Here is a 24,492-nt window from a genome sequence, read left to right as displayed (position 1 = left end):
TGGAGAAAGATCATGGCAAGATATTTGGGTCCAAAACTCAAACTTAGCCGTCGCGAAGGGACAGACTTGTTCCTTAAGAGCGGCGTTCGCGCAATCGATTCTAAATGTAAAATCGATACTGCGCCTGGTCAGCATGGTGCCCGTCGTGGCCGTTTGTCTGACTACGGTGTACAGTTGCGTGAAAAACAAAAAGTTCGTCGTATGTTTGGCGTACTTGAAAAGCAATTCCGTAACTACTACAAAGAAGCTGCACGTCTAAAAGGCAACACAGGTGAAAACTTGTTACAGCTTTTAGAACAGCGTCTTGATAACGTAGTTTATCGTATGGGATTTGCTAGTACACGTGCTGAAGCACGTCAGCTAGTAAGCCACAAGGCGATCATGGTAAATGGTCAAGTTGTGAACATTCCATCGTTTAACGTTTCTGCCGAAGACGTGGTTTCTGTTCGTGAAAAAGCTAAAAAGCAAGCGCGTATCGTTGCTGCTTTAGAACTGGCTGACCAACGTGAGAAGCCAACCTGGATTGAAGTTGACAGTACTAAAATGGAAGGCACGTTCAAACGTGTTCCTGAAAGAACTGACCTGTCTGCTGAAATTAACGAACAGTTGATCGTTGAACTTTACTCTAAGTAAAGCTAACTAAAGAGGAAGCATTGTGGGTTCTGTGACTGAATTCCTAAAACCGAGATTAGTTGAGATCGAAAACGTTTCTCCTACTCGTGCCAAAGTAACTTTGGAACCACTAGAGCGCGGTTTCGGCCATACTCTAGGTAACGCCCTACGTCGTATTCTGTTGTCATCCATGCCTGGATGTGCAGTTACGGAAGTAGAAATTGATGGCGTTCTTCACGAGTACAGCACCAAAGAAGGTGTACAAGAAGACGTGATCGAAATCTTGCTAAATCTTAAAGGTTTAGCGGTTCGCCTTGAAGGTAAAACTGAGGCAACCCTAACTCTAGTGAAATCTGGCGCTGGCCCTGTTGTTGCTGGTGATATTCAGCATGATGGCGACGTAGAAATTGTAAACCCTGACCATGTAGTTTGTACTTTAACTGGCGAAGCTGAAATCAGCATGCGTATTAAAGTAGAAATGGGTCGCGGTTACGTTCCAGCTTCTACCCGTCGCTCCTCTGAAGAAGATGATCGTCCAATTGGTCGTTTGTTAGTTGATGCTTCATACAGCCCAGTTGAACGTATTGCTTACAGTGTTGAGTCTGCTCGTGTTGAACAACGCACAGACTTAGACAAACTGATCATCGACATGGAGACGAACGGCACTTTAGATCCTGAAGAAGCGATCCGCCGTTCTGCAACTATCCTAGCTGAACAGCTAGATGCATTCGTAGATTTACGTGATGTGTCAGAGCCAGAAGCGAAAGAAGAGAAGCCAGAATTCGATCCGATTCTACTTCGCCCAGTCGACGACCTAGAGCTAACAGTACGTTCTGCTAACTGCTTGAAAGCAGAAGCTATCCAGTACATTGGTGACCTGGTACAGCGCACTGAGGTTGAGCTACTTAAAACGCCTAACCTTGGTAAGAAATCGCTAACTGAAATCAAAGATGTTCTAGCATCTCGTGGTTTGTCTCTAGGTATGCGCCTAGAAAACTGGCCGCCTGAGAGCATCGCTGAAAAAGATTAATCAGGTTTTTATCAAACTGATTTGTAGAGAAGGATAAAACTATGCGCCATCGTAAGAGTGGTCGTCAGTTGAATCGCAACAGCAGCCATCGTCAAGCTATGTTCAAAAACATGGCTGGCTCTTTGGTCAAGCACGAAGTGATCAAAACTACGTTACCAAAAGCGAAAGAATTACGTCGCGTAATTGAGCCTCTTATCACTATGGCTAAAGAAGACAGCGTTGCAAATCGCCGTCTAGCTTTTGCCCGTACAGGTGATAAAGAAGTAGTAGGTAAATTGTTCAACGAGCTTGGTCCTCGTTACGAAGCTCGCCCAGGCGGTTACACTCGCATTCTTAAATGCGGTTTCCGTGCAGGCGACAATGCCCCAATGGCATACGTTGAATTAGTAGACCGTCCAGTTGTTGAAGCTGAAGAAGAAGCAGTAGAAGCAACTGAAGAGTAAGTAATACTCTTTATTCTGAATTTCAGAATAGTTAAAAAAACCCGGCTTAGGCCGGGTTTTTTGTTTTTGGCAGATATCTTGCTATTTCTAACGTTAAGTATCTTCATCGCGTCATACTAACCGTTAACTATAGCAAGGATGTTTATGCTAACTGTTGCCAGCAACATGCAGTCTCTGCCCCCCTCCGTATTACAGAATACGGGGCTAACAACAGCGCTTGAGCGCCTAAGCTCTGGTTTACGTATCAATAGTGCCGCCGACGATAGCGCCGGGCTTCAAATATCTAATCGCCTCACTTCTGCCACGTTAGCGCACAAACAGCTAAACCGAAACTTAAACGACGGTATTAGCTATGCCCAAATAGCGGAAGGCGGCCTGCAAGAATCTGCCGATATTTTGCAGCGCATGCAGCAACTATCCATGCAATCTCAGAATGGCATAAACACCGAGAGCGATAGAGCGGCGCTTGATAAAGAATTTCAGCAACTTAAAAACGCCCTTAATGGCATTGCGTACAACACCGAAGCGTTCGACCGTCTGCCCTTGTTAGGCGATAACGACTTACTTTCAGACAATGTACCGTCAATTGGTGATACGTTTACGCCAGGCGTAACTGACCGACGTAGAAGCGGTCTACGGTCTGTGGCCTATATTCCGGCAGGTTCTACCAATATAACGCTAAACATCGACAGCTTTTCTCAAGATGACGATTTGCAGGTCTTTACCACAAACGGTAAACACCTTATCGGTACGCCATTGAGCGATACGGTGTGGACCGGTAATTTAATCACTAGTGCTGCAGATGTTGCGTCACAATTCTTTTTAACCACCGACGGTTACGCGCCAGACGCTACCTATGACAATAGCGACTTGTTAACGTCAGGTACGTCTACGGTTAATGGAATGACGTTTGGCTTTAGTGGTGATAATCACCCCGGCTCTAACATCGAAACCCTCACCATCGATGTAGCTAACGAGCCGCTTATTATATCAGTAGTGGGTAGAGGATCTTTTGATGTTACAGCAAACTGGGGCTCATTGGGGCAACCTGGTAATGGCGGGAACAGTTTTACCGCAGGTCCTGTCGACATTACCGCCACCAATAGCGTTAAAATTGGTACTGAATATATTAACCTAACGAAAACGCCAGCAGGGCTGTCTGACCTTGGGTTAGTAGAAAGCGATATTCTTACCAGTGATAACGCCGCAGCTGTATTGCAACAGCTAGATGATGCCTCAGAGTATGTAAGTGAAAGCCGTGCCTTTTACGGCGCACGCATTAATCAAATGCAATCGGCGTATCGGGTGAACGCACAGATGTTTGAAAGCGTGTCAGCGGCGAGGGCACAAATAACCGACGCAGACTTTGCTAGTGAAACTGCGCAGTTAACACAAAGCCAGATAGTAGAGCAGGCGAGCATCGCGGTGCGCGCGCAAGCTAAATCGAGTGATGAGCAAGTGCTAGGTTTATTGAATAGTACGTCGCTCTAATCCTACCGTTAGCCAGCTTATATTGATGACACCGCGTTATGTACATGTCATCAAAAATCAGCACAATATTTCACACATCGACGGCACTTAGAATAGTAATTCGTGTCGTTAAGTGATGTAATATATAGCATGTACGATGTAAGGCATATGATAGCGTGAAGTAGTTCAGCGCTGGTTACACCGCATTTAAAACATCAGACCGTATCCAAAAAAGGGAATAAGAGAACAACTCATGAGCAAACCAATTACCTGTTTTAAAGCCTATGATATAAGAGGCGAGCTAAACTCACAGTTAACAGAAGAAGTGGCCTATCGCATTGGTTATGCATTTGCTACCGAGCTAAGCGCGAAAACAGTGGTAGTAGGCAGCGATGTTCGTCTTACTTCTACGCCCCTTAAATTGGCGCTAAGCGCCGGGTTGATTGATGCTGGCGCGGGTGTTACCGACTTAGGTATGGCTGGTACGGAAGAAATCTATTTTGCTACTAAGCATTTGGGTGTAGACGGTGGTATTGAAGTAACCGCAAGCCACAACCCTATTAACTATAATGGTATGAAGTTGGTAAAAGCGGGCAGTATTCCAATTAGTGGTGATACTGGCCTTAATGCTATAAAAGAGCGTGCTGAAGCGTTAAGTGATAAGTTTGTTTCTGAGCGTCTTTCATACTACACAAACGGCATTAGCATTAACGACGATGCATTTTTCAACGGTACTGCTCATGTAGATGCGTCGATGCTTCTCAATACCGATAATTACACCGTTAAATCGTGCATGAGCGAATATGTCGAGCACATGCTGTCTTATGTAAACCTACAAAATTTTACTCCGTTAAAGGTAGTGGTTAACGCAGGTAATGGTGCAGCCGGGCCAGCGCTTGATGCCATTGAAGCTGAAATGAAAAATCGCGGCGTACCTATCGAGTTTATCAAAGTGCATCACAACCCAGACGGTACATTCCCTCACGGTATTCCTAACCCATTATTACCCGAAAATCGTGCAGACACGGCCGATGCGGTAAAAGCATCGGGTGCCGATTTCGGTATAGCATGGGATGGTGACTTCGACCGCTGTTTCTTGTTTGATGCCGATGGCGAATTCATAGAAGGCTATTACATAGTAGGTTTGCTGGCCGAAGCCTTCATTGAAAAAAATACAGACAGTAAAATTATCTACGACCCGCGCGTATATTGGAATACCGAAGACATAGTAGCGAACTCTGGCGGTACACCGATAAAGTCTAAAACGGGCCATGCCTTTATCAAAGAACGCATGCGTAAGGAAGATGCGGTATACGGCGGCGAAATGAGTGCACACCACTACTTCCGTGATTTCGCGTACTGCGATTCAGGCATGATCCCATGGTTACTCATTGCCGAATTAGTGTGTGTTAAAAAACAAACGCTCGCTAGCATGGTAAAAGAGCGCATAAAAGCCTTTCCATCTTCGGGTGAAATTAACAGCAAACTGAAAGATGCCGACGCTGCGCTTGAGCGTGTTACTAGCAAATACCAACCGCTAGCAAACGTTGTTGATACCACCGACGGCCTTGGGCTAGAGTTCGGAACATGGCGCTTTAACCTGCGCAAGTCGAACACCGAGCCGGTTATTCGCTTAAATGTAGAAAGTAAAGGCGATATTCCGCTTATGGAAGAAAAAACCAAAGAGGTGCTTGCGCTTATTCGGGCCGAGTAAGTTTTTTCAGCCATTCAGATTCAGTGCTTAGCTAATAAGGGGGCGTAAGTGAAAACTCAAGCCCCATTTTTAAAAGATAGTTACTCTTACCCAGTCATTTCCACATTTGGCATTTAATCAATATTCATTCCTTTGTATACTATCTAAAATAATTCAATTTCAGGACGTGGGCCTGGCCCCACTCATCAAGGATATTACAATGAAACCAGTAGTATTAGCTGGCGGCTCAGGTAGCCGTTTATGGCCAAAATCTCGTGCCGCACTTCCAAAGCAGTTTTTGTCGCTCACCTCAGACAGCACCATGCTGCAAGACACCATTACTCGCTTAAAGGGTACCAAAGCACAAAGCCCTATTTTCATATGTAATGATGCACATCGCTTTTTAGTTGCAGAACAACTGCGTCAAAAAGATATCCATCATGGCGGCATACTGCTAGAGCCTGTGGGCAGAAATACAGCACCTGCTATCGCATTAGCAGCTTTGCACGCCACTATGAACGGCGAAGACCCAGTACTACTTGTATTAGCAGCAGACCACCTTATTCAAAATAACCAAGCCTTTCATAACGCTATCGAAAAAGCAGAGAAGCTGGCAGAAGAAGGCAAGTTAGTAACCTTCGGTATAGTGCCCGACCAGCCGCACACCGGTTATGGCTACATAAAAGCGGGTAGCGAATTAGGCGATGGGTTTGAAGTGGCCGAATTTGTTGAAAAGCCCGCATTAGAAACAGCCAAAGCCTATGTAGATTCAGGCAGCTATTTCTGGAATAGCGGCATGTTTATGTTTAAAGCTAGCCGTTACTTAGAAGAGCTCGCCAAATACAACCCTGAAATGCTAGACGTATGTAAACGTGCGATAGATACAGAGACACCAGATCTAGACTTTATTCGCGTTGATCATGATATCTTTGCCACCTGCCCAGACGATTCTATCGACTATACGGTAATGGAAAAAACTGACAGCGCCGCAATGGTGCCACTCGATGCAGGTTGGAGCGACGTAGGCAGCTGGTCATCGCTATGGGAAACGGCTGAAAAAGACGAAAACGGCAACGCTACCGTTGGTGATACTATTTTAGAAAATACTAAAAATAGCTACGTAAATGCAGAGCAGCGTTTGGTGTCTGTTATTGGGCTAGAAGACGTAATAGTTGTAGAAACGAAAGATGCCGTAATGGTTGCGCATAAAGACGATGCACAAAGCATAAAAGCGGTTGTGAACAAGCTTAAAGCAGAGCATCGCCCCGAGTTTGAATTTCATCGTGAAGTATTCCGCCCGTGGGGAAGTTACGATTCTATCGACAGCGGTGCACGCTTCCAGGTAAAACGCATTACAGTTAAACCGGGTGAAAAGCTATCAGTTCAAATGCACCATCACCGCGCTGAACACTGGATTGTAGTATCTGGAAGCGCAAACGTCACTATCGATGATAAAACGCAGCTAGTTACTGAAAATGAATCAGTTTATATTCCAATTGGTGCGGTTCATGCGTTAGAAAACCCTGGAAAGATCCCACTAGAGCTAATTGAAGTTCAATCGGGTGCTTATCTAGGCGAAGACGATATTGTTCGCTTCTCTGATAGATATGGGCGCGTTGCTAAATAACGCAGATTTGTATCTCAAAAAAGCACCTTATGGTGCTTTTTTCTTATGCGAGCGTCGAAATTTCAGATAATTTTAATTTAGGTGAAAGTTTTTATAATTTTTTTAGGTATTCCACAAGTGCTGCTTTTGAACTTGGAATAGTTTCAGCTACAAATAATTGACCGCTATTACTCTCTTTTAATGTTTCCCTTTTACTTTCTATATATCGTTTTACAGAGTCGTTGGCCGCCGGTGATTTTATAACAAACCTTGCATTGGTTTGCATGCAAAAGTAATCAGGCTCTGCTTGCTCAATGAGTCCCTCATCAACATTGCCTGCTGTGTGCACGAAAGCAACGGTTTGGAAAATCCTAGATAAGAAGTGAAACATACTGTAGGCAGAGGATGAACCGAAAAAGAGTAATGTTGAATTATGTAGTGCCAACTCATTATAAATAATAATAATTCGCCCAAAGTTCGGCAGGTTGTTATCGAACAACACCTTGTCCCTGTAATTATAGGTACTTAATACGTCTTCTTTTGCGCTATTCGGGGGATAAACTTTACGGCCAAGATCACCAAAACCTTCCTTTGCAACGTACAAGTCGTCATAAAAAAGTTCTCTTAATCCTGCTTCACTATCTAGTAATTTTTTAGCAAGAAGGATACTACTTTCTCTTGCTCCATGAAGGGTCCAGTGAGTGTCGCACTGCCTATAAGATCTATCTTCCATAGCACGAAGAGATTCGGCTGGATAAATGTATGGAAACGATTTGGGAACAATTTTTTGTAATTGCTTTATAGGCGTCACTTTCGCTTCAGAGTAAGGATAAAACTGGGGATATACATTCTCTTTGGAAGGTGCGATTAATAAACAAGTAGGTATATTTTTGGATTGGGAAAGCGTGTGGATTGACCTGAAATAGTATTTCCACTTTAACTTTTCAGACCGAGAAATCTTTAGCTTACCTGTGTACTGCTCAACACTTTGATTTGAATCGTTGTCTAGAAAAAGCCAATTATCGGTACCTTCCAAAACTTTAAGCGTTCCCTCTATCGTCCCTGTTAACAGTGGATGGTAGCTTGCATTTTCAATTACTCCTATACTGAAATCAGCATGTTTGAAGCGCACTGAGTGCCTAAACCCACATTTGAGATAGTGGTGTCCTGATGGCGTGTCCTTAAGTACCTTTTCAATAACGTCTGGCCTTTCTTCATTAAATGTCAATGAAATGACTTCATCACCACATAAAAGTACGACGGCCAAATTTTTCCTTGGATTGGGTAGTAGCCATCCCCTAACTTTTATGCCTATTTCACCTACTCGTTCATTAGATACGGCAAAGTCATTTACTGGAGAATCAAGACACCATCTATGTACTGAGCTCGTTACACTTGAGGAATGTTTGATTTTGATATTGTAAACGGGCACTACATCTTCCTTTATAATAAAGCCGATATGTTAGAGGTAAGCATCAACGATGGCATATTCTGCTGAAAGTTTATCTTTTAAACCAAGAATTTTGGCAGGAATATTCGCTCCGGTCTTATTTCTAACATTTCGGAATTCCTTTCCTAAGTCCATGTCTAGTATGCTTGAAAGTTCTTGTATTGATGCATCATAGCGATGCACTGAACCAACAAAAGCGAAGTCTTCTATGGGAACTTTTGAGAAAAAGCGCTTGTAAATATGAGTTAAAGCTTCTGCACGACAATTAACGATGAGATCGTAAACTATATCCTCTCTATTAGTGACGCCTTTAGAAAGATAAAGGTTTTGGAGAATTTGGTGTTGTGGGTGTGACGAGCCCTCAGACAACAAGTGTCCGATCAATGACCAAATTCTTTCTATTGGATCCCTCACCCAAACCAACCTTTTTGCGTTCGGATAAAAATCCAAATGAATAGGATGAGGTCGAAAATGCCCATGAAGAAAAACTGTATTGAAAGGTGCCCAAATAGGGTTCCCTTGAGTCAGTGCATGTGCGCCTGTATTTGCATAGACGCCAAAAACCCGTGTTTTACCCACAGCTTTTTGAAAGCTTAACCTCAATGAACTACCAGCAGTTTTGGGTATGTGGTGAGATATCCACTTTATATTTTTGTTTTGGTTGAGTTTTGTGTTCACAGAGGGGCGAATTAGTTTCTCGAGTTTCCAAAGTGAATGAAGTTTGTATGCCATAGAATATTGTCTTGTTAACACCTTCTTAATTAGACCACATTTAGACTTCCATTAAAACGTGGTTTACTGGGATTTGGTTGGACTATAAGTTCAATCATCAATACCATATGTTTTTTGATAAAAGCTTTAAGAGTAACAATGGCACAGAATATTCCGAATTTTGTAGTAAACCAGTTTGATGAAGATTGGTACCTTCAAACTTACCCAGATATTGCTGCCGCTGGTGTCGATCCTAAAGAACACTTCCTTAATTTTGGTTGGAATGAGGGCAGATGGCCGAATGGTTTTGGTGCTGTTGAATTAGACTTTGAAATTTGGTCGGCTGAAGTACCGAGCGAATCTGCCGAAAAGTTAAGTAATATCGTAAGTAAGAAAGAAAGCCCTGCATCCGGCCTTGCTGCTTGGTTTCTGTGTAGATGGTTGGCTAGCTGGGGAAGGTGGGAAGAAGCTTCTAAATATATTCAAGAAATGTTAAGTGATGAAGATTCACTTTTTTATATAAGGCATCAAGGGCCCTATTTACTCGCATTTAATATTATGCTGCATTTAAGACAGTTTAAAGATGCGGAGACTCTATTGAAATCAAAGAACTGGTCGATTACAAACGACAAGTTGCTTGCCTGCTCAATGCTTGAAAGCGGCACTTCAAAAATAGAGCGCATAAATGAAGTTTTTTCCAAATACGATTTACTAAACTTATCTACTCAAGGCGGCAAAGATCTCAATAGCGTAGATTGTGAAGTGAACTCAGTAACAATTCCAAGTAAGTTTACGCTGCCGTTGGTTACCGTAATCATTCCATGTTTTAACGCAGAAGCCACATTACCAGTAGCATTAAAAAGTATCTGTGCACAAACTTATGAAAAGCTTGAAATTATAGTTGTGAATGATGCATCGACAGATTCTACTGGCAACGTAATCAAAGAATTTATGAAGAAAGACTGTCGTATAAAGTACATCGAGCAACCCGAAAATAGTGGGGCATACGCAGCACGTAACATGGGTTTATCCAAAGCAAAAGGTAGCTTAATTACCACGCATGATGCCGATGATTGGTCGCATCCTGAAAAAATAGCTCGGCAAGTCAAAGTGTTGTTACAGAATAAAAAAGCAGTTGCCTGCCTTTCACACTGGGTCAGATGTGATAGCAGCCTAAACTTTGAACGTTGGCGAATGGAAGAAGGCTGGATTTACCGAAATATCTCAAGCTTAATGTTTCGAAGAAAAGTACACAGAAAGCTTGGTTATTGGGACAACGTTTCAGTTAATGCTGATACCGAGTTCTTCAATCGAATCGCAAAAGTGTTCGGGGCTTCTAAAGTTTTAGACGTGTTACCTGGAGTGCCTCTGGCTTTTGGAAGAGTCGATGCTGGGTCATTAACTCAAAATAGTACTACTCATTTGCGCACCCAGTTCAGAGGCTTAAGAAAAGAATACATAGAATCAGCGACAAGGTGGCATAACAGTGTTAAACGACTATTCATTCCGAAATCAGGTAAACGAATGTTCGTAGTTCCACCGCATATTTGTCGTGGTGAGCAAAATATAAGAGAGAGTAACCTTAAAGAGTATTTAGCAGATAAGAAGCTCTTTGATGCCAAGTGGTATGAAGATAAAAATCAAGACGTGAAAGCGTCCGGAATCGAGCCACTGTTACATTTTACGAAATTTGGTGTTTATGAAGGAAGAGATCCTCATCCAAATTTTAGTCTAAGTGCTTTTTCTTTTGCTGAAAAGAGAAACTATTTTGAATCAGTTAGTTTGTGGGCTTCGGATGCAAAAAAACAGACCGCTACCATCACTATTAAAGGCAATGTATCTACTCGCTCAACGAAAAGAGTTTTAATGGTAGGTCATCTAGTCGGAGCAGAATTGTTCGGAGCCGAAAGAAGCTTTTTAGATTGTGTAGAAATTCTTTTTAATCAAGGAGCTACGATTGATGTTGTTTTGCCCGAAGCTAAATGCCAAGACTACGTAAATGAAATTAAAAAGTATGTGGAGAAAATACACTTTATACCTTTAGCGTGGTGGCATGCGGAACGAAGAATATGTGAAACGACGGTTAGTTTATTCGAGCGTGTTATAGACGAATTCTCACCCCAATGTGTTTATGTAAACACTTTGACTTTGTGGGAACCTTACGTTGCAGCGAAAAATAAGAATGTTGAAACTATAACCCATGTTAGAGAGCTGCCTGAATTTGATGCCGACCTCTGTGAAAGGCTTGGTGCCTGCCCAGCACAAATACGAGAATCGATAATACAGCTATCTGATAGATTCATAGCAAACTCACAAGTTAGCTACAATTATATCGATTTGCCGAACAAGACTCTTAAAGTGCATAACATGGTAAGGGTGTCTGAATTTCTTGATAAACCTGAGAAAACAGAAACAGGTATAACTGCAGTGATGTTAAGCAGTAATACAAAAAAGAAAGGAATAGAAGACTTCTTTAACGTAGCGAAGCTATGTTCTGACAGAAATATAGATATTAATTTCAAACTTTATGGCCCTGATACTGAAGACTTAACAGCTTGTTTGGAAGAAGAAAGCTTAACTAACGTGAGTTACGAAGGGTATACAAAAGATGTTGTTTCAACATTGCCAAAAGCTGATATTGTTCTAAATTTGTCGCACTTTCAGGAATCATTCGGGCGAACTGTAATTGAGGGCATGGCTGCAGGGTGTGTCGTTGTTGCCTATAACTGGGGAGCTATTCCAGAGATTTTAACTCAAGATACAGGAGTGTTAGTGGAAAAGGGCGACGTTCATGCTGTGGCTGAGCGATTACAAGAGCTAGCCAATGAGCCAAGCAAACTTCAAGCACTTGCCACTTGCGCCAAAATAGATGTCCTTTCACGTTTTGACATTTCTGTTATCCAAAAGCAGTTAAGTGAGGCCATATTTTCGAAGTGAAGAAAACTGTGTTTGAAATGAGAGGGCGAGAAAGCAAAGCGATGTAATTTAACTTTGTAGATGTTACACTTTACAGCTAAACGAGGGATTGTTGTGCAATAGTTTGACTTATAGAAGCATGACTAAAAACATTCCCCCCATTTCGATAATTAAATTTTAACAGCGACATAAAACTAGTTTTTTGGGCTCGCTGTTAGTATGAAGATATTAGTAAGGCGCTGAGCAGCTTTTCGCGGAGTATTTGATGACTGTAGTTTTAACTCTATCCAACAGTGAAGAGTGGAATGCACTATTAGAACGTAGCATGATTTCTAGTGTGGAAAATCTCGATACATTAGAAAAAACGGAAGAAAATGTGCTGGTAAAAAACTCCGTATCTGTTGATGAATTACGTAATGTATTATCTTTGTACGATTCCGTCATACTTGTCTATCCAGCAATACAAACGGTTTTATCCAACGAGTTAAGAGCAGAAACTGATTCAGAGTTGGCAGCAAGCTCTGCAGCAAAGTTATTCGATGAGCTTTTATCAACTCATCGTACTGCGCGTAAGAAGTTAAAAATGCTAAATATACGCAATTTGAACTTCGCGACCAGTGAAGAGTTAACGTTGCTCTCTGAGATGGGCTGGAGCTTAGATAGTAGTTCAGTAGAAATCGAAGACGACATTTTTACGTTGGCTGCCTATCAACTCGTTCATCAAAGCAAAAAGTTAAAGAAGCTTGCAGAGCTCTTAATGGCGAGTAGCATCCCCTTTGGACCTGCTAATGAAAAAGTAAAAATTGACATTGCATTAGGCAAGTATGGTTCGAAATTAAAAGAGTCCGAGATACAACTCGAAACAGCAGAAAAAAATAAAAATGCATTGCTGGAATCTCAACAAAAAATGGGCGCAGTAGAAGAGAAGCTTTCATCAGTAGAAGCGGAAGGGGACTTGCTACGACTTCAAGTTACACAACTACAGGAAGAGTTGGAAAAATGTTCTAATCTTTCGCATGAACTTGAAAAAGAGAAAAATCAAGCGGTTGAACGTGAACAAGAAGTAAAGGACGCAGTAGAAGAGAAGCTTTCATCAGTAGAAGCGGAAGGGGACTTGCTACGACTTCAAGTTACACAACTACAGGAAGAGTTGGAAAAATATTCTAATCTTTCGCATGAGCTTGAAAATGATAAAAATCAATCGGTTAAACGTGAACAAGAACTAAAGGACGCAGTTGAAACCCTAGAAAAATTAAACGGCTGGCAAGTTGAAAAAATTAGTGAGCTCGAATTGTCGCTTAACGATAAAAATAGGGCGCAGCTAGAATTAGAAAGTCAGCTGAGTGAAGAGTTAGTCAAACTAGAACGAACAAATGATGAGCTGTTCAAAGCACAGAAGCTTTCAGGGGATATGGAAAGTTCACTTGCTGCCGCTACTTCGCGTATTGATGACTTGAATATCGAAATTGAACTACTTAAAGCTCACCTATCCGTTGTTCAAAGTGAGCTAGAAACATACTTTATCAAAGCTACGGACGCCGAAACTCATAAGGCTGAAGCGCAGAAAGAAATTGCACGACTACAGGTGAACGACGAAACTGCTAAGCGTGAATATTTAGCTTTGGAATACAAGTTTAATGAGCTTAATGAAGTTCATCAGGCACTGCACAGTGCTTATACTCGCGATACTCAACAATTGCAACATAAGTGTTCAAATCTACAGCGTGAGTTCGACAGTGTCGAAGAGACTAAGAGATTACAACGTAGTGAGCATATTCGTGAAACCAAACAGCTTAAGCGAGAATATTCAAAGCTGGAAGTTAAATTTAAACACCAACGTGGTGAGCTGGCTAAATACAGACACCAAGTAGAGCGCTTAACGTCTGAGTTAGGAAATATCAAAGCTTCAGGTTCATGGAAAATTGGCGCCCCAGTGCGAGCTGTTAGTAAAGCAATCAGTAAAGTGGATAGAAAGAAACTTAAGTTGCGCCAAGATGCGGGACTAATTTATACCAGTGAACTGTTTGACGCTGATTGGTATTTAAATACATATCCTGATGTAAAGAGTGAAAATATAGACCCTGCAGAACACTATCTTGAATACGGTGCAAAGGAGGGGCGTTTACCTAGCGCGTCGTTCGACGGTAATTGGTATTTGAAGAGATATCCAGATGTGGCAGATTCTGATGTAAATCCTCTCGTCCACTATTTAAAGTTTGGGCAAAATGAGGGGCGCTCAGCTTCTCCTGTTTTGTTAGAAAACTTTAAAAATTAGCGTTAAGGAGTGCATGTTTTGAATAAAAAGTTTGTGTGGATTGGGGCTGGCTCAGCATCTAATCCCAAAGTCAATTTTGATGACTTTGACTCAATTGTGCTAGTAGACGCGAGAAAAGAAGCTTGCGATGAACTAAACGAGCATTTTAAAGATAATGCAAAGGTAACAACCAAGCAGGTATGTATATCAGAAAGAAATGGCGAGTCAGTGTTTTTTCAATGTAATGTTGAAGAACTATCGGCTCTTGCCAAACCTGCGCAGTTAAAGTCATTATATCCCGGCTTAAAAGTAAAGTCGTACGATGTTGATATAGTGAGTATTATAGATTTCCTTAAAGGAGAGATTGTAGATGGGGGAATAGAGTTATTTATCGACACTCCTGCAACGTCTTTGATACTAGTTCGCGAATTATCTAAAAGTAAGTTTTTGGATAACATAACGAAACTTCGTGTTTCGATTGGAACTGTTCCTGCACTTTATGAAGTAAGTGCAGATATAACAGAACTTACATCCTTATTAAAAGAAAAGTGTTTCGAAGAGGTATCTCGAGACTCCGATGACCCTGATATTCCAGTTGTTTCATTTAAATTGAATGAAAATTTGAAAGCTATAGAGAGGCTGAAAGCCGAGAATAGTGATCTAAAGCAACAATTAATAGAATCAACGAAACATAACGAAGAAAACACGCATAAAGCTAACAAACTAAATTCAGACCTTGCTGTAAAAAATGACCTCATTGAAGCGAAAGACATTGAGATACAAACTTTAAAAAGGGAAGTGGGCACGTCTAAAGCTGACCTTCAAAAGAAAAGTTTAGATTGTGACGAATTATGCAATCAATTAGAGGTTAGCAAATCAACAAATCTAGTGATTGAAAATAAGCTAGCGGAAGAGCATGCAAAGGTTGCTAAGTTAACAAAAGAGCTTGAAGAGCAGGCAACGAAGCTTAAGAGAGCCGAAGATATTTGTGATAGTCTAAAAGATGTTGAGAGAAAAATAAGTGAAGAGTTGGCTGACAGCAAATCCAGGTTGACTGAGCTCACCGAAGAGTTCGATGCACAAGCAAGTATGCTTAAAATAACTGTAGAAGCTCTCGAGACCTCCAAGGAAAGTGAGCAAAACAAAAGTACCGAATTGAAGAACTCTCAATCTAAGCTTGATACGTTAACCAACGAACTATCTCAACTACGACTTAAAATCGAAGAGAGAGAACGTAACTTCGAAGCCAACGAAAACAAAATAGCTGAATTATCTGCTCTGTTGGATAATCAAAAAGCAGACCTTCATAAACAGTATGAAATAAATAGCGAGTTAAGTGCACAAAATAAAAAAATCTCAGAAGAGCGTGATAAAGAGCATAATTGGCACATGGAAAATAAGCAGTGGGCTGAAGGGTTAGCTTCATCTCAATCTTCCACCGAGGCTAAATATCAGGACGCTAGTTCAAAGTTGACTTCTCTCCAAGAAAAGTATGAAAAACAAGAGCTAGCGCTCTCGGATAGCTTGTCTAAGGAGAAAAATTTAGCTTCCGCACTATCCATAAATACAAAGCTAATGAAAAAGCTTGAAGTGGATTTGAATGATTTAAGATTGAAGTACGAGGAAAAGAAAATTGCTGAGGCTGAGCTTAAAAAGCTAGTTTCAGATCTGTATATAAAGTTGCAACAGGCCGCTTCTTTCTATCACAAATTAGAGCAGCAGTATCCAGAACTAGTGATCGAGAATGTGGAAAGTGAAAAATAAATTCAGCGACATTAAAAGTATGCAGCTAGAGCTGCGTTCTGCAATCGATATTCTGGAATCTAGTGTTCATGTTGACCCATTAGAGCATAATGGGGCACTTAGTATTAGCGACGCATTAAAAATTAATGAAACAGTCAATTTTCTAGAGCGCTGTTTAGAAGTAGTGAACACAGAAAAGGAAAAGAAGCCAGTGCTGAGGGTTATACATCACTTAGCATGCAGCGGAGGATCTTTAATTACTAAATGTATTTCTGCTCTTCCTAATGTATTTGTATTGAGTGAAGTGCACCCCCATTCTTATAGGCACCTTCCCAAAGATGAAGCAACATTCCTTCCTTCTGATATTGCGACACTTGCATACCAAGCAGGGTTCCCAGAGTCTAAAAAACTTGCAGTTGAATTATTTAGGAATTCTGTAATAGAAACAGCTTATCACGTAGAAAGCTATGGAGGTACTTTAGTTCTGAGGGACCATAGCCATAGCGATTATTGCGTTGGTGATGAATATCAAAACAAATCTACGGTGTTAGCTACCTTAAAAGACGACTTTGATATAAGGTCGCTGGTTACTTTAAGAAATCCTATAGATTGCTATGCATCATTAAAATCAAACTATTGGCTTCATTTTTCGCCAGAAACTTTTGATGAATACTGCCTTCGTGTTCTAAAGTTCTTGGAGCCATTCGAATCATTTCAAATTTTAGAATATGAGAGTTTTGTTGAAGACCCAAAAAGTACTATGAGAAGAATGTGCGATATTTTGGATCTGACATATGATGAGTCGTTTGTGGATACTTTTGACTATTTTTTGGTAACAGGGGATAGCGGGCGAAAAGGCACTGTCATTGAGCCTCGGTCTAGAAGAAAGATAGATGAGGAATTTCGCGCAGAAATTGCCGCTTCGAAAAACTTTAGTACTCTATGTGAAATTTACCACTTTAGTTCACAAATTTAAAACATCACAAAAAGTATAAAAATGAAAAATTTAGTTTCAGTTAAGATAGGCCGTCTAATCGAGTCAGCTAAACTAGGAAACCTAGCAGAGGCTGAAGTGTTAGCAAAAGAACTTCTCGGTGGGAATCCAAGTTCAATTGTTAAATCTTTAGTAGATAAAATAGTTTCAAACTATGGGCTAAACATAGGGTGGAGTTTCGGCTCTACAGGAGAAAATAAAAGTCTATCAAGCATTGATAAACAGCCTATTTTAAATGGCGTTAGTATTGTCAGTTGCTGCATGAATCGTAATGATAACCTAAAGAAAGCGGTTAAGACTTGGACTGAGTTGCATGTCGATGAAATTGTTATAGTGGATTGGTCATCTACAACTCCTGTTGCTGATACGTTGTCCGAATTAAATGATTCGCGTATTAAAATTGTCCGTGTTGAAGGAGAAGAAAAATGGATTCTTACAAATGCGTTTAATGTAGGGTTAAGATTTGCGCGCTATAATAAAATTTACAAATTTGACGCAGATATAGAAGTTGGTGTTGATTTTGTAAATGCCAATTATTTTAACGACACTGAATATGTAAGGGGAAATTGGGCAACAGCGGTTGAAAGTGGTCGCGAGGATCAAAAATTTGTAAACGGCTCATTCGGCGCGCCAAAAGATGCACTCAAGTCCATAGGTTATTACAATGAAAATATTCAGACTTACGGGTGGGATGACAGTGATATATATCAACGGCTGAGTTTATCTGCGAACTTAAAAGCTAAATTTATAGAGCAAGACTCTATGTTGCATTTAGAACAAGACCAGGAAGAGCGCCTGAAACATCAGTCAGTTAATAAGCATTTATTCCTAGGTAGGTTTGAAGCTACTGAGTTTTATAACATTCGCAATAAGTATATCACTAGCCTTAAAGATGACTGGTCGAGTGATCTACTATCTGAATTCGAGTTAGAGTATATCGGCGAAGGAAATTGGGTTGCGAAACGCACAACGCCTTTGATTCAAATACCTGAGCACATAATTGCTGATGCTGAAAAATATGCAGTTCTTAAGTTGGCATCTTGGGCCAATAATTATATTTATTCGATGCTGATGGAAAAACCACAGCTAACGAATTTAGTAATTGATCATTTCAACAACAATATATCTGTTGAACTTACGACGCACGTACTTGAGTTGATGACCGGTAAGAAAAAAGTTGAAGGTAGCACTGCTGATGACCCAAATGTAGATAACGTAATTTTTCTTAAAGGCTTAGAGACAGTTCTAAGTGCTGAACATAATAATCGAGCGCTATTACTCCAACCGTATTTGAGCGACGAGATAGAGTTAGGTAGTTCAACATTTACTGCCAAATTCAAGAATAAATCAGTGTTCATAACATCATTATTTGATGAGAGTAATGAAAAACGCTTAGCCGAATATTTATACTGTGTAACTGAGAATATAAAGCATTTCGACTTTGTTGCTATTCTGTATGAGGAAACTTCTGGAACGCTATTAACAAAAATTAAAGCGCTTTTAGGTGATGATGTATTCAATGAAAAGCTAGTAATTATAAAATATCGCAAAAGGCCAACGTTTGAATTTATTTTTGACCTTGCAGATGCGATGTTTAGAGATGCAATTGTACATATTTCAAATGCAGATATTGTTGTTGATAATACAATTAAACAAATTCCGGCCTATATAGATAACGAAAAGTTTTTTGTATTAAGTAGAAATGAAGCTGACACAAAAACAAAAACATCCAAAGGCTTAATATTAAACAGTCTTGGTGTAGCTAATACGTTTTCTGCTGACATGTGGGTATATCAAGCTCCTAGAAAGTACAATTTCAAATCAGATTTCGGAATTGGAACATTTCATTGCGATTCGTTTTTAAATTATTTTATCTCTGAAAGTGGCTACAAACTTTATAACCCTTGTTTGTCAATAAACATTTATCACATTCACGATCCTGAGTTTAATTCGTCAGAGACCAAGGCAAAGGTTCAGAAGGATGAAATAAATAAAAGACTTGTTGAGGAAACAAAGCTGAACAATGGGACGCCGCCAATTTGTGGGAGTCGCTGGTCAGATTTGGAGATAACAAACGAACTACCTATCAATGGTGGAAGGGTATACTGGACCGATGCAGTTTTGATTGTTCCCATTTCGAGCCCCAGCCTTTTTAAGGTTATAACACTGATACAGTACTGCTTGTTTTACATGAGAGCTGAGGGTTTTTATTACTCAATATGGTTAGAGATTTCAGACACCGAGCGTAACACGGAACTTCTTCAACTTGTTAATCGCTTAGTCGTTAGTCTAGGCACTGATATGGTTAATGTAACTATCGAAGACACAAATGATTCGCCTTTAGTTGAAACCAGAATTAGTAGCGTTATTGATACAAAGCATTTTCTAAATAAAGTTAACTCAGTAGCAGAGAAGAAAGACTTTGAGGAAATTTTTTATGGCGGCGATCGTGAAGGGACAATTTATCTTAAATCGGATATCGAAGACTATCCACTTTATAGGGTTTTGCGTACTTGTGATAAGTCTATTTTAGTTGACATTAAATCGGTTTTAGAGCGTTTAGGAGAATCCAACTTTTTACCACATGTTGAAGAACTGAACAGATATATTGAGACCGAAAAAAACTTTGATGAGTTAATTCAATGGAACAATCCTGATTCGCCGGAAATAACATTTATAACATCTATTTTCAAAGGCGAAGAATTTATGCGCGGCTTTTTAAGCAATATTGCAGCTGCGGCAATCGAAAGCAACGGGCATGTTATTCTACTAGATGCGAAATCCCCTCAACAAGAAGAGTTAGTTTACAAAGAGTTTGTAAAAGAGCATCCTGAGCTGGCTTGTTATTTTACCTATATAAGGTTAGAGAAAGATCCTGGACTTTATAACTGTTGGAAGCGGGGTATTGAAATGTCCAAATCAAAGTATGTTTCAAATGCTAATCTAGATGACAGAAGAAGTCCTTTTCAAGCAATGGCATTACTTGAAAAACTAAAGCAGAATCCAGATTATCGTGGCGCTGCTTCTGGTATGAGAGCTAATACAAATAAAAATGTCAGCTATTACAGTGTGTGTGAGGACCAATATTGGTTTAACAAAGGCTATGATAAAACTATTAGTTTCGGTAGCCTTTACTTTAAAGATGATAATGGTTTGATACTTTCACATAACATTATGCATTGTATGCCTGTTTGGGAAAAAGAACTGCACGACCAATACGGCTTCTTTGATGAGGAACGCTACGGTACAAGTGCAGATTGGGCTTTTTGGTTGAAATGCACAAAAGCCGGGGAAAAGTTTTTACTTGTTGAGTCCGTACTTTCACAATATTTCATAAACGAAAACTCACATAATAGGACAAATGATGCTAACGGGGAAAAAGAAAACTTGATAGTTTTAGATAACTTTCAAGTTTCTCAGGCAGAATTCATACAGCAGTAAGGTTAAAGAATGAGTTATTACAATTTTATAGTAACGAGAGATCGTCGATTTATTTTTGCTTATAATCCCAAAGTTGCATGTACAAATTGGAAATGTGTATTCAGGTATTATGATGGTGCAAGAGCTGATTATTTAGCACCCGATATAGCTCATGATAGAGAGCGCTCAGGGCTAGAGTTTTTGTCCCAACTAAACGAGCCAGATGTTTATTTGCGAGATAAAACAATCAAAAAGTTTTCTTTTGTAAGAAATCCTTATTCAAGAATTCTGTCAGCATATGCGAATAAGATCGAACCATACGTAAACAAAACTCGTTCTGAAATAGACGACAATCCGTATTTTTATCAAGTTTTCGGAATTATAGAACAGCACTATGGGCGAAAAATAACAAGTGTGCAGCAAGGCTTCGTTGCATTTTTGAACTGGATACTAGATGTAAATGACTTTCACTCGACTAATGAGCATTGGCTACCCCAGTCGAAGTTATTAGAAATTGACAATGTAAGCTATGACTTTATTGGAAGACTGGAGCATGTGAAAGAAGATAGTGCTCATATAATAAAACAGTTGGAGCTAGATATACCATTCCCAAAACAGAAAGATGTGAAGTTTGCTCCGACTAATGCGACAGAGAGACTTTCCAGTTTTATGACTAAAGAAGCGGTAAGTTTAATAAATGAAATATATAAAGAAGATTTCCAGAATTTCGATTATCTTATGGATTAGTAATTAAAGGTTTAAAATTTTTCGCTGATAAGATAGATACATGCTTAAAGAGCGAGAATATGTAGTTTGATATGGTAATTAGATAAAAAGTCTATTTAAAAAACTGAGAAAGTAATGAAAAAAGCACTTATTACCGGTGTAACCGGCCAGGACGGTTCATATTTAGCCGAGTTTTTATTAGAAAAAGGATATGAAGTTCACGGTATTAAACGTCGTGCTTCACTCTTTAATACTGAACGAGTTGATCATATTTATGAAGATCCTCATGTCGAAAACGCCAATTTTAAATTGCATTATGGTGATTTAACGGATTCGTCGAATCTAATCCGAATAATGCAAGAAGTACAGCCAGATGAGGTTTATAACCTTGGTGCGCAGTCTCATGTAGCTGTTTCTTTTGAAGCGCCAGAATACACCGCTGATGTGGATGCTATGGGTACGCTTCGTTTGTTAGAAGCTATTCGCTTCTTAGGGCTTGAGAAGAAAACCAAGTTTTACCAAGCGTCTACATCTGAGCTTTACGGTGAAGTACAAGAAATTCCTCAGAAAGAAACTACGCCATTTCACCCTCGTTCGCCTTATGCAGTAGCGAAAATGTACGCATACTGGATTGCAGTTAACTACCGAGAGTCTTATGGCATTTATGCGTGTAACGGCATCTTATTCAATCATGAATCTCCACGCCGTGGTGAAACCTTTGTTACTCGTAAAATTACACGTGGAATTGCCAATATCGCTCAAGGTTTAGAGTCTAAACTCTACCTAGGCAACATGGACGCACTTCGTGACTGGGGACATGCCAAAGATTACGTGCGTATGCAGTGGATGATGCTTCAACAAGATGAACCAGAAGATTTTGTTATTGCTACAGGTAAGCAAATCTCTGTTCGCGAATTCGTGCGTATGTCAGCAAAAGAAGCGGGTATTACTGTTGAATTTTCAGGCGAAGGCGTGAAAGAAGTAGCAACAGTGACAGCAGTAGATAATGAAACTGCACCTGGCGTTAAAGTAGGGGATGTTATCGTAGAAGTTGACCCGCGTTATTTCCGCCCAGCAGAAGTAGAAACGCTACTAGGCGACCCGACAAAAGCTAAAGAGAAGCTTGGTTGGGTACCAGAAATTACTGTCGAAGAAATGTGCGCAGAAATGGTGGCCCACGACCTTGGTAAAGCGAAGCAGCATGCGCTGTTGAAGCAGCACGGTTATTCGGTAGCAGTGGCTAAAGAATAATTTCTGTAAAAGTCTTTTACGTAAAAGCCTCATAAGAGGCTTTTTCTAGTTTAGGAAATAGTAATGAAAACTGTATTTGTTGCAGGTCACCGAGGAATGGTGGGCGCTGCCATTGTCAAGCAATTAGAAAACCGTGAAAACATCACTATTATCACGCGAACACGTTCCGAGTTAGATTTAACCAGTCAATCTGCGGTCGCAGGGTTTTTTGCTGAAAACAGTATTGATGAAGTGTATTTAGCCGCAGCTAAAGTAGGCGGTATACATGCTAACAATACGTACCCCGCAGAGTTTATTTACGAAAACCTGATGATTGAAGCGAATATTATTCATGCGGCTCATGTCAATGATGTTCAAAAGCTTCTGTTTTTAGGCTCTAGCTGCATTTACCCTAAATTAGCAGAGCAGCCTATGACAGAAAAGGCGTTGTTAACGGGTACATTGGAAGAAACAAACGAACCCTACGCTATTGCAAAAATTGCAGGTATTAAGCTTTGCGAAAGTTATAACCGTCAGTATGGACGAGATTACCGCTCTGTAATGCCAACAAATCTATATGGGCCTAACGATAATTTTCACCCAGAAAACTCTCATGTTATTCCAGCTTTACTGCGCCGTTTTCATGAAGCTGCGCAAGGTGGCGATAGTGAAGTAGTTGCGTGGGGCAGCGGCACACCTATGCGCGAGTTTTTACATGTAGATGATATGGCGGCCGCCAGCGTACATGTGATGGAGCTTGATAATGAAACGTATCAGGCCAATACCCAGCCCATGCTTAGCCACATTAACGTGGGTACAGGTGAAGACTGTACCATTCGCGAACTAGTAGAAACGGTTGCGAAGGTAACAGACTTTAAAGGCGAAATTAAATGGGATACGTCTAAACCAGATGGCGCCCCACGTAAACTTATGGATGTGTCGCGTTTGCATGCTTTAGGCTGGAAGCACACTTATAATCTTGAACAAGGCCTTCAGCACGCATTCGATTGGTTTTTAGCAAACCAAGAGAACTTTAGAGGCTAGCGTGTAATGTGTATAAAACACCGAGTCAACTCGGTGTTTTTGCGTAAACCATATCAGAAGCTTTATTTAACTGTGCTCTTCTTAAACACAAAATGACTGAGCAAGCTATTGAGCTTACTGTTTGTCACAACCTCTTTATCTTTAGGCACTCGGGTTTGCACTAGCAAAAAACGATCGCCCTGATAGCTCAGTATCTGCTTTGTATAATAAGCTTCACCGCCAATATTGATATAGGCGCTTGTCGCTAGCGCGGGAATATTGGCGAGGGTAGTTGGTTCATTCCTTACTAGGTCGATATCGGCGGGCGAGCCGTTTTTAGCCATTAGGTGCATGGCAAGCTGCTGCGTTGTCGTATTTTCACTCGTGCCGTGACTAACCACTACCGTGCTTTTTCCAGAGTTATCAGAAAGGGGGCGCATTACCAGTGAATTACGAAAGCGCGTTGTAATTTTGTAGCCTGGTGTCTCGTTGAATGCGAAGGGTAGCCCAGTAAATAGGCGTAGCTGGTTATCAATGTTTACACTTAAACTCGTTATTGACTGGAAAATTGCCTGCTTGTGCGCAGCATTTGCGCTTTCGGGGTAGCTTGCTTCTATAACCACGGAAGACAACTCATCGCCACATATCATCATTTTTTTATCAAACACGGTGCCTGCAATAGCTTGTTTTAGCGTAGCCAAGTGACAAACCGCATTTTGCAGTTCTATATCTTCTTTGGTTACTAACTGAATTTTTCTTTGCGCTAAGCCTTCTTGGTTCAACCCCTGCAAATATTCTTGGTAGGGTACTTCTACTTCGTATACTTTTATTCTAGAAAAACTTTCTGGTTGAACAAAACCATAATGTTCTGGAGTAAGAGAGAAGTCACTTGGTGGCGTTAACCTAACTTGAAGACCGTCGCTTAAAATAAAGCGCTGTGGTTGAGCAGCAATGGTAACGCTAGCACTAGATTTTTTTTCGGCATCCAAGCTAGGCTTTGTAGAACAAGCAGTTACACTTGCCAAGAAAGCAAAGTGAACAGCAAATAAAGAAATTGCTTTGAACTGCATGATTGGTTTTACCCTATTAGTTAAATTAGACCAGCTATATGCACGAACAACGTTAGCAATTAGACAGTATGCACGCAATGAAAATAAGTGCTAAGCGGTAT

General features: G+C 40.5%; 17 protein-coding genes. 14 read left to right on the top strand and 3 right to left on the bottom strand.

The annotated features are described in order from the left end of the window. Nucleotides 1-12 precede the first annotated feature (12 nt). The 6 genes from rpsD to ACOJRU_RS15260 all read left to right on the top strand — a co-directional run bounded on the left by rpsD (nt 13) and on the right by ACOJRU_RS15260 (nt 6,875). Nucleotides 13-633, top strand: coding sequence for a 30S ribosomal protein S4 (rpsD, locus tag ACOJRU_RS15285; protein ID WP_032094884.1), 621 nt, complete (start codon nt 13-15; stop codon nt 631-633). A 19-nt stretch (nt 634-652) separates the two neighbouring features. After that, nucleotides 653-1,642: a DNA-directed RNA polymerase subunit alpha gene (locus tag ACOJRU_RS15280; protein ID WP_421134781.1), complete on the top strand. Its 990-nt coding sequence runs from the start codon at nt 653-655 to the stop codon at nt 1,640-1,642. Nucleotides 1,643-1,683: 41 nt separating this feature from the next. Further along, nucleotides 1,684-2,085, top strand: a complete 402-nt coding sequence (gene rplQ / locus ACOJRU_RS15275; protein WP_012519212.1) for a 50S ribosomal protein L17 — start codon at nt 1,684-1,686, stop codon at nt 2,083-2,085. A gap of 144 nt (nt 2,086-2,229) precedes the next feature. Beyond that, the gene (locus tag ACOJRU_RS15270; RefSeq protein WP_421132588.1) at nt 2,230-3,576 is read left to right on the top strand and encodes a flagellin; all 1,347 of its coding nucleotides are present in this window, start codon (nt 2,230-2,232) and stop codon (nt 3,574-3,576) included. Between the two features lie 232 nt (nt 3,577-3,808). Next, nucleotides 3,809-5,269 carry a phosphomannomutase CpsG gene (locus tag ACOJRU_RS15265; protein WP_421132587.1) on the top strand — a complete coding sequence of 487 codons (1,461 nt, stop codon included), beginning with the start codon at nt 3,809-3,811 and terminating at the stop codon, nt 5,267-5,269. Nucleotides 5,270-5,468: 199 nt separating this feature from the next. After that, nucleotides 5,469-6,875: a mannose-1-phosphate guanylyltransferase/mannose-6-phosphate isomerase gene (locus tag ACOJRU_RS15260; protein ID WP_421132586.1), complete on the top strand. Its 1,407-nt coding sequence runs from the start codon at nt 5,469-5,471 to the stop codon at nt 6,873-6,875. 91 nt (nt 6,876-6,966) lie between these two features. Here the strand turns inward: ACOJRU_RS15260 and ACOJRU_RS15255 are convergent, their stop codons facing one another. Together ACOJRU_RS15255 and ACOJRU_RS15250 are read right to left on the bottom strand one after the other, a co-directional pair. Further along, nucleotides 6,967-8,286, bottom strand: a complete 1,320-nt coding sequence (locus ACOJRU_RS15255) for a hypothetical protein (RefSeq protein WP_421132585.1) — start codon at nt 8,284-8,286, stop codon at nt 6,967-6,969. 30 nt (nt 8,287-8,316) lie between these two features. Then, nucleotides 8,317-9,036, bottom strand: coding sequence for a hypothetical protein (locus ACOJRU_RS15250; RefSeq protein ID WP_421132584.1), 720 nt, complete (start codon nt 9,034-9,036; stop codon nt 8,317-8,319). A gap of 138 nt (nt 9,037-9,174) precedes the next feature. Between ACOJRU_RS15250 and ACOJRU_RS15245 the strand changes: the two genes are divergently transcribed. The 8 genes from ACOJRU_RS15245 (at nt 9,175) to fcl (ending at nt 23,342) form a co-directional block, all read left to right on the top strand. Continuing rightward, nucleotides 9,175-11,952, top strand: a complete 2,778-nt coding sequence (locus tag ACOJRU_RS15245) for a glycosyltransferase (RefSeq protein WP_421132583.1) — start codon at nt 9,175-9,177, stop codon at nt 11,950-11,952. A 244-nt stretch (nt 11,953-12,196) separates the two neighbouring features. Next, nucleotides 12,197-14,206: a hypothetical protein gene (locus ACOJRU_RS15240; protein ID WP_421132582.1), complete on the top strand. Its 2,010-nt coding sequence runs from the start codon at nt 12,197-12,199 to the stop codon at nt 14,204-14,206. An 18-nt stretch (nt 14,207-14,224) separates the two neighbouring features. Next, nucleotides 14,225-15,949: a hypothetical protein gene (locus tag ACOJRU_RS15235; protein WP_421132581.1), complete on the top strand. Its 1,725-nt coding sequence runs from the start codon at nt 14,225-14,227 to the stop codon at nt 15,947-15,949. Then, nucleotides 15,939-16,904, top strand: a complete 966-nt coding sequence (locus ACOJRU_RS15230; protein WP_421132580.1) for a hypothetical protein — start codon at nt 15,939-15,941, stop codon at nt 16,902-16,904. The genes ACOJRU_RS15235 and ACOJRU_RS15230 overlap by 11 nt, the downstream gene beginning before the upstream one ends. 21 nt (nt 16,905-16,925) lie before the next feature. Beyond that, nucleotides 16,926-20,363, top strand: coding sequence for a glycosyltransferase family 2 protein (locus tag ACOJRU_RS15225; protein ID WP_421132579.1), 3,438 nt, complete (start codon nt 16,926-16,928; stop codon nt 20,361-20,363). Nucleotides 20,364-20,372: 9 nt separating this feature from the next. Next, a complete protein-coding gene (locus ACOJRU_RS15220) occupies nt 20,373-21,089 on the top strand; it encodes a sulfotransferase family protein (RefSeq protein ID WP_421132578.1) in 717 nt (238 codons plus the stop codon). 114 nt (nt 21,090-21,203) lie between these two features. Continuing rightward, nucleotides 21,204-22,319, top strand: a complete 1,116-nt coding sequence (gmd, locus tag ACOJRU_RS15215) for a GDP-mannose 4,6-dehydratase (protein WP_421132577.1) — start codon at nt 21,204-21,206, stop codon at nt 22,317-22,319. A 63-nt stretch (nt 22,320-22,382) separates the two neighbouring features. Beyond that, nucleotides 22,383-23,342, top strand: a complete 960-nt coding sequence (gene fcl, locus ACOJRU_RS15210) for a GDP-L-fucose synthase (protein ID WP_421132576.1) — start codon at nt 22,383-22,385, stop codon at nt 23,340-23,342. A 62-nt stretch (nt 23,343-23,404) separates the two neighbouring features. Here fcl and ACOJRU_RS15205 read toward each other — a convergent pair whose 3' ends face one another. After that, a complete protein-coding gene (locus ACOJRU_RS15205) occupies nt 23,405-24,391 on the bottom strand; it encodes a hypothetical protein (RefSeq protein ID WP_421132575.1) in 987 nt (328 codons plus the stop codon). Between the last annotated feature and the right edge of the window lie 101 nt (nt 24,392-24,492).

This window comes from Alteromonas algae, from assembly GCF_049117195.1.
GTDB lineage: Bacteria > Pseudomonadota > Gammaproteobacteria > Enterobacterales > Alteromonadaceae > Alteromonas.
The sequence above is the reverse complement of the archived record's forward strand: the minus strand, read 5'-3'. Positions and strand labels throughout refer to the sequence as shown.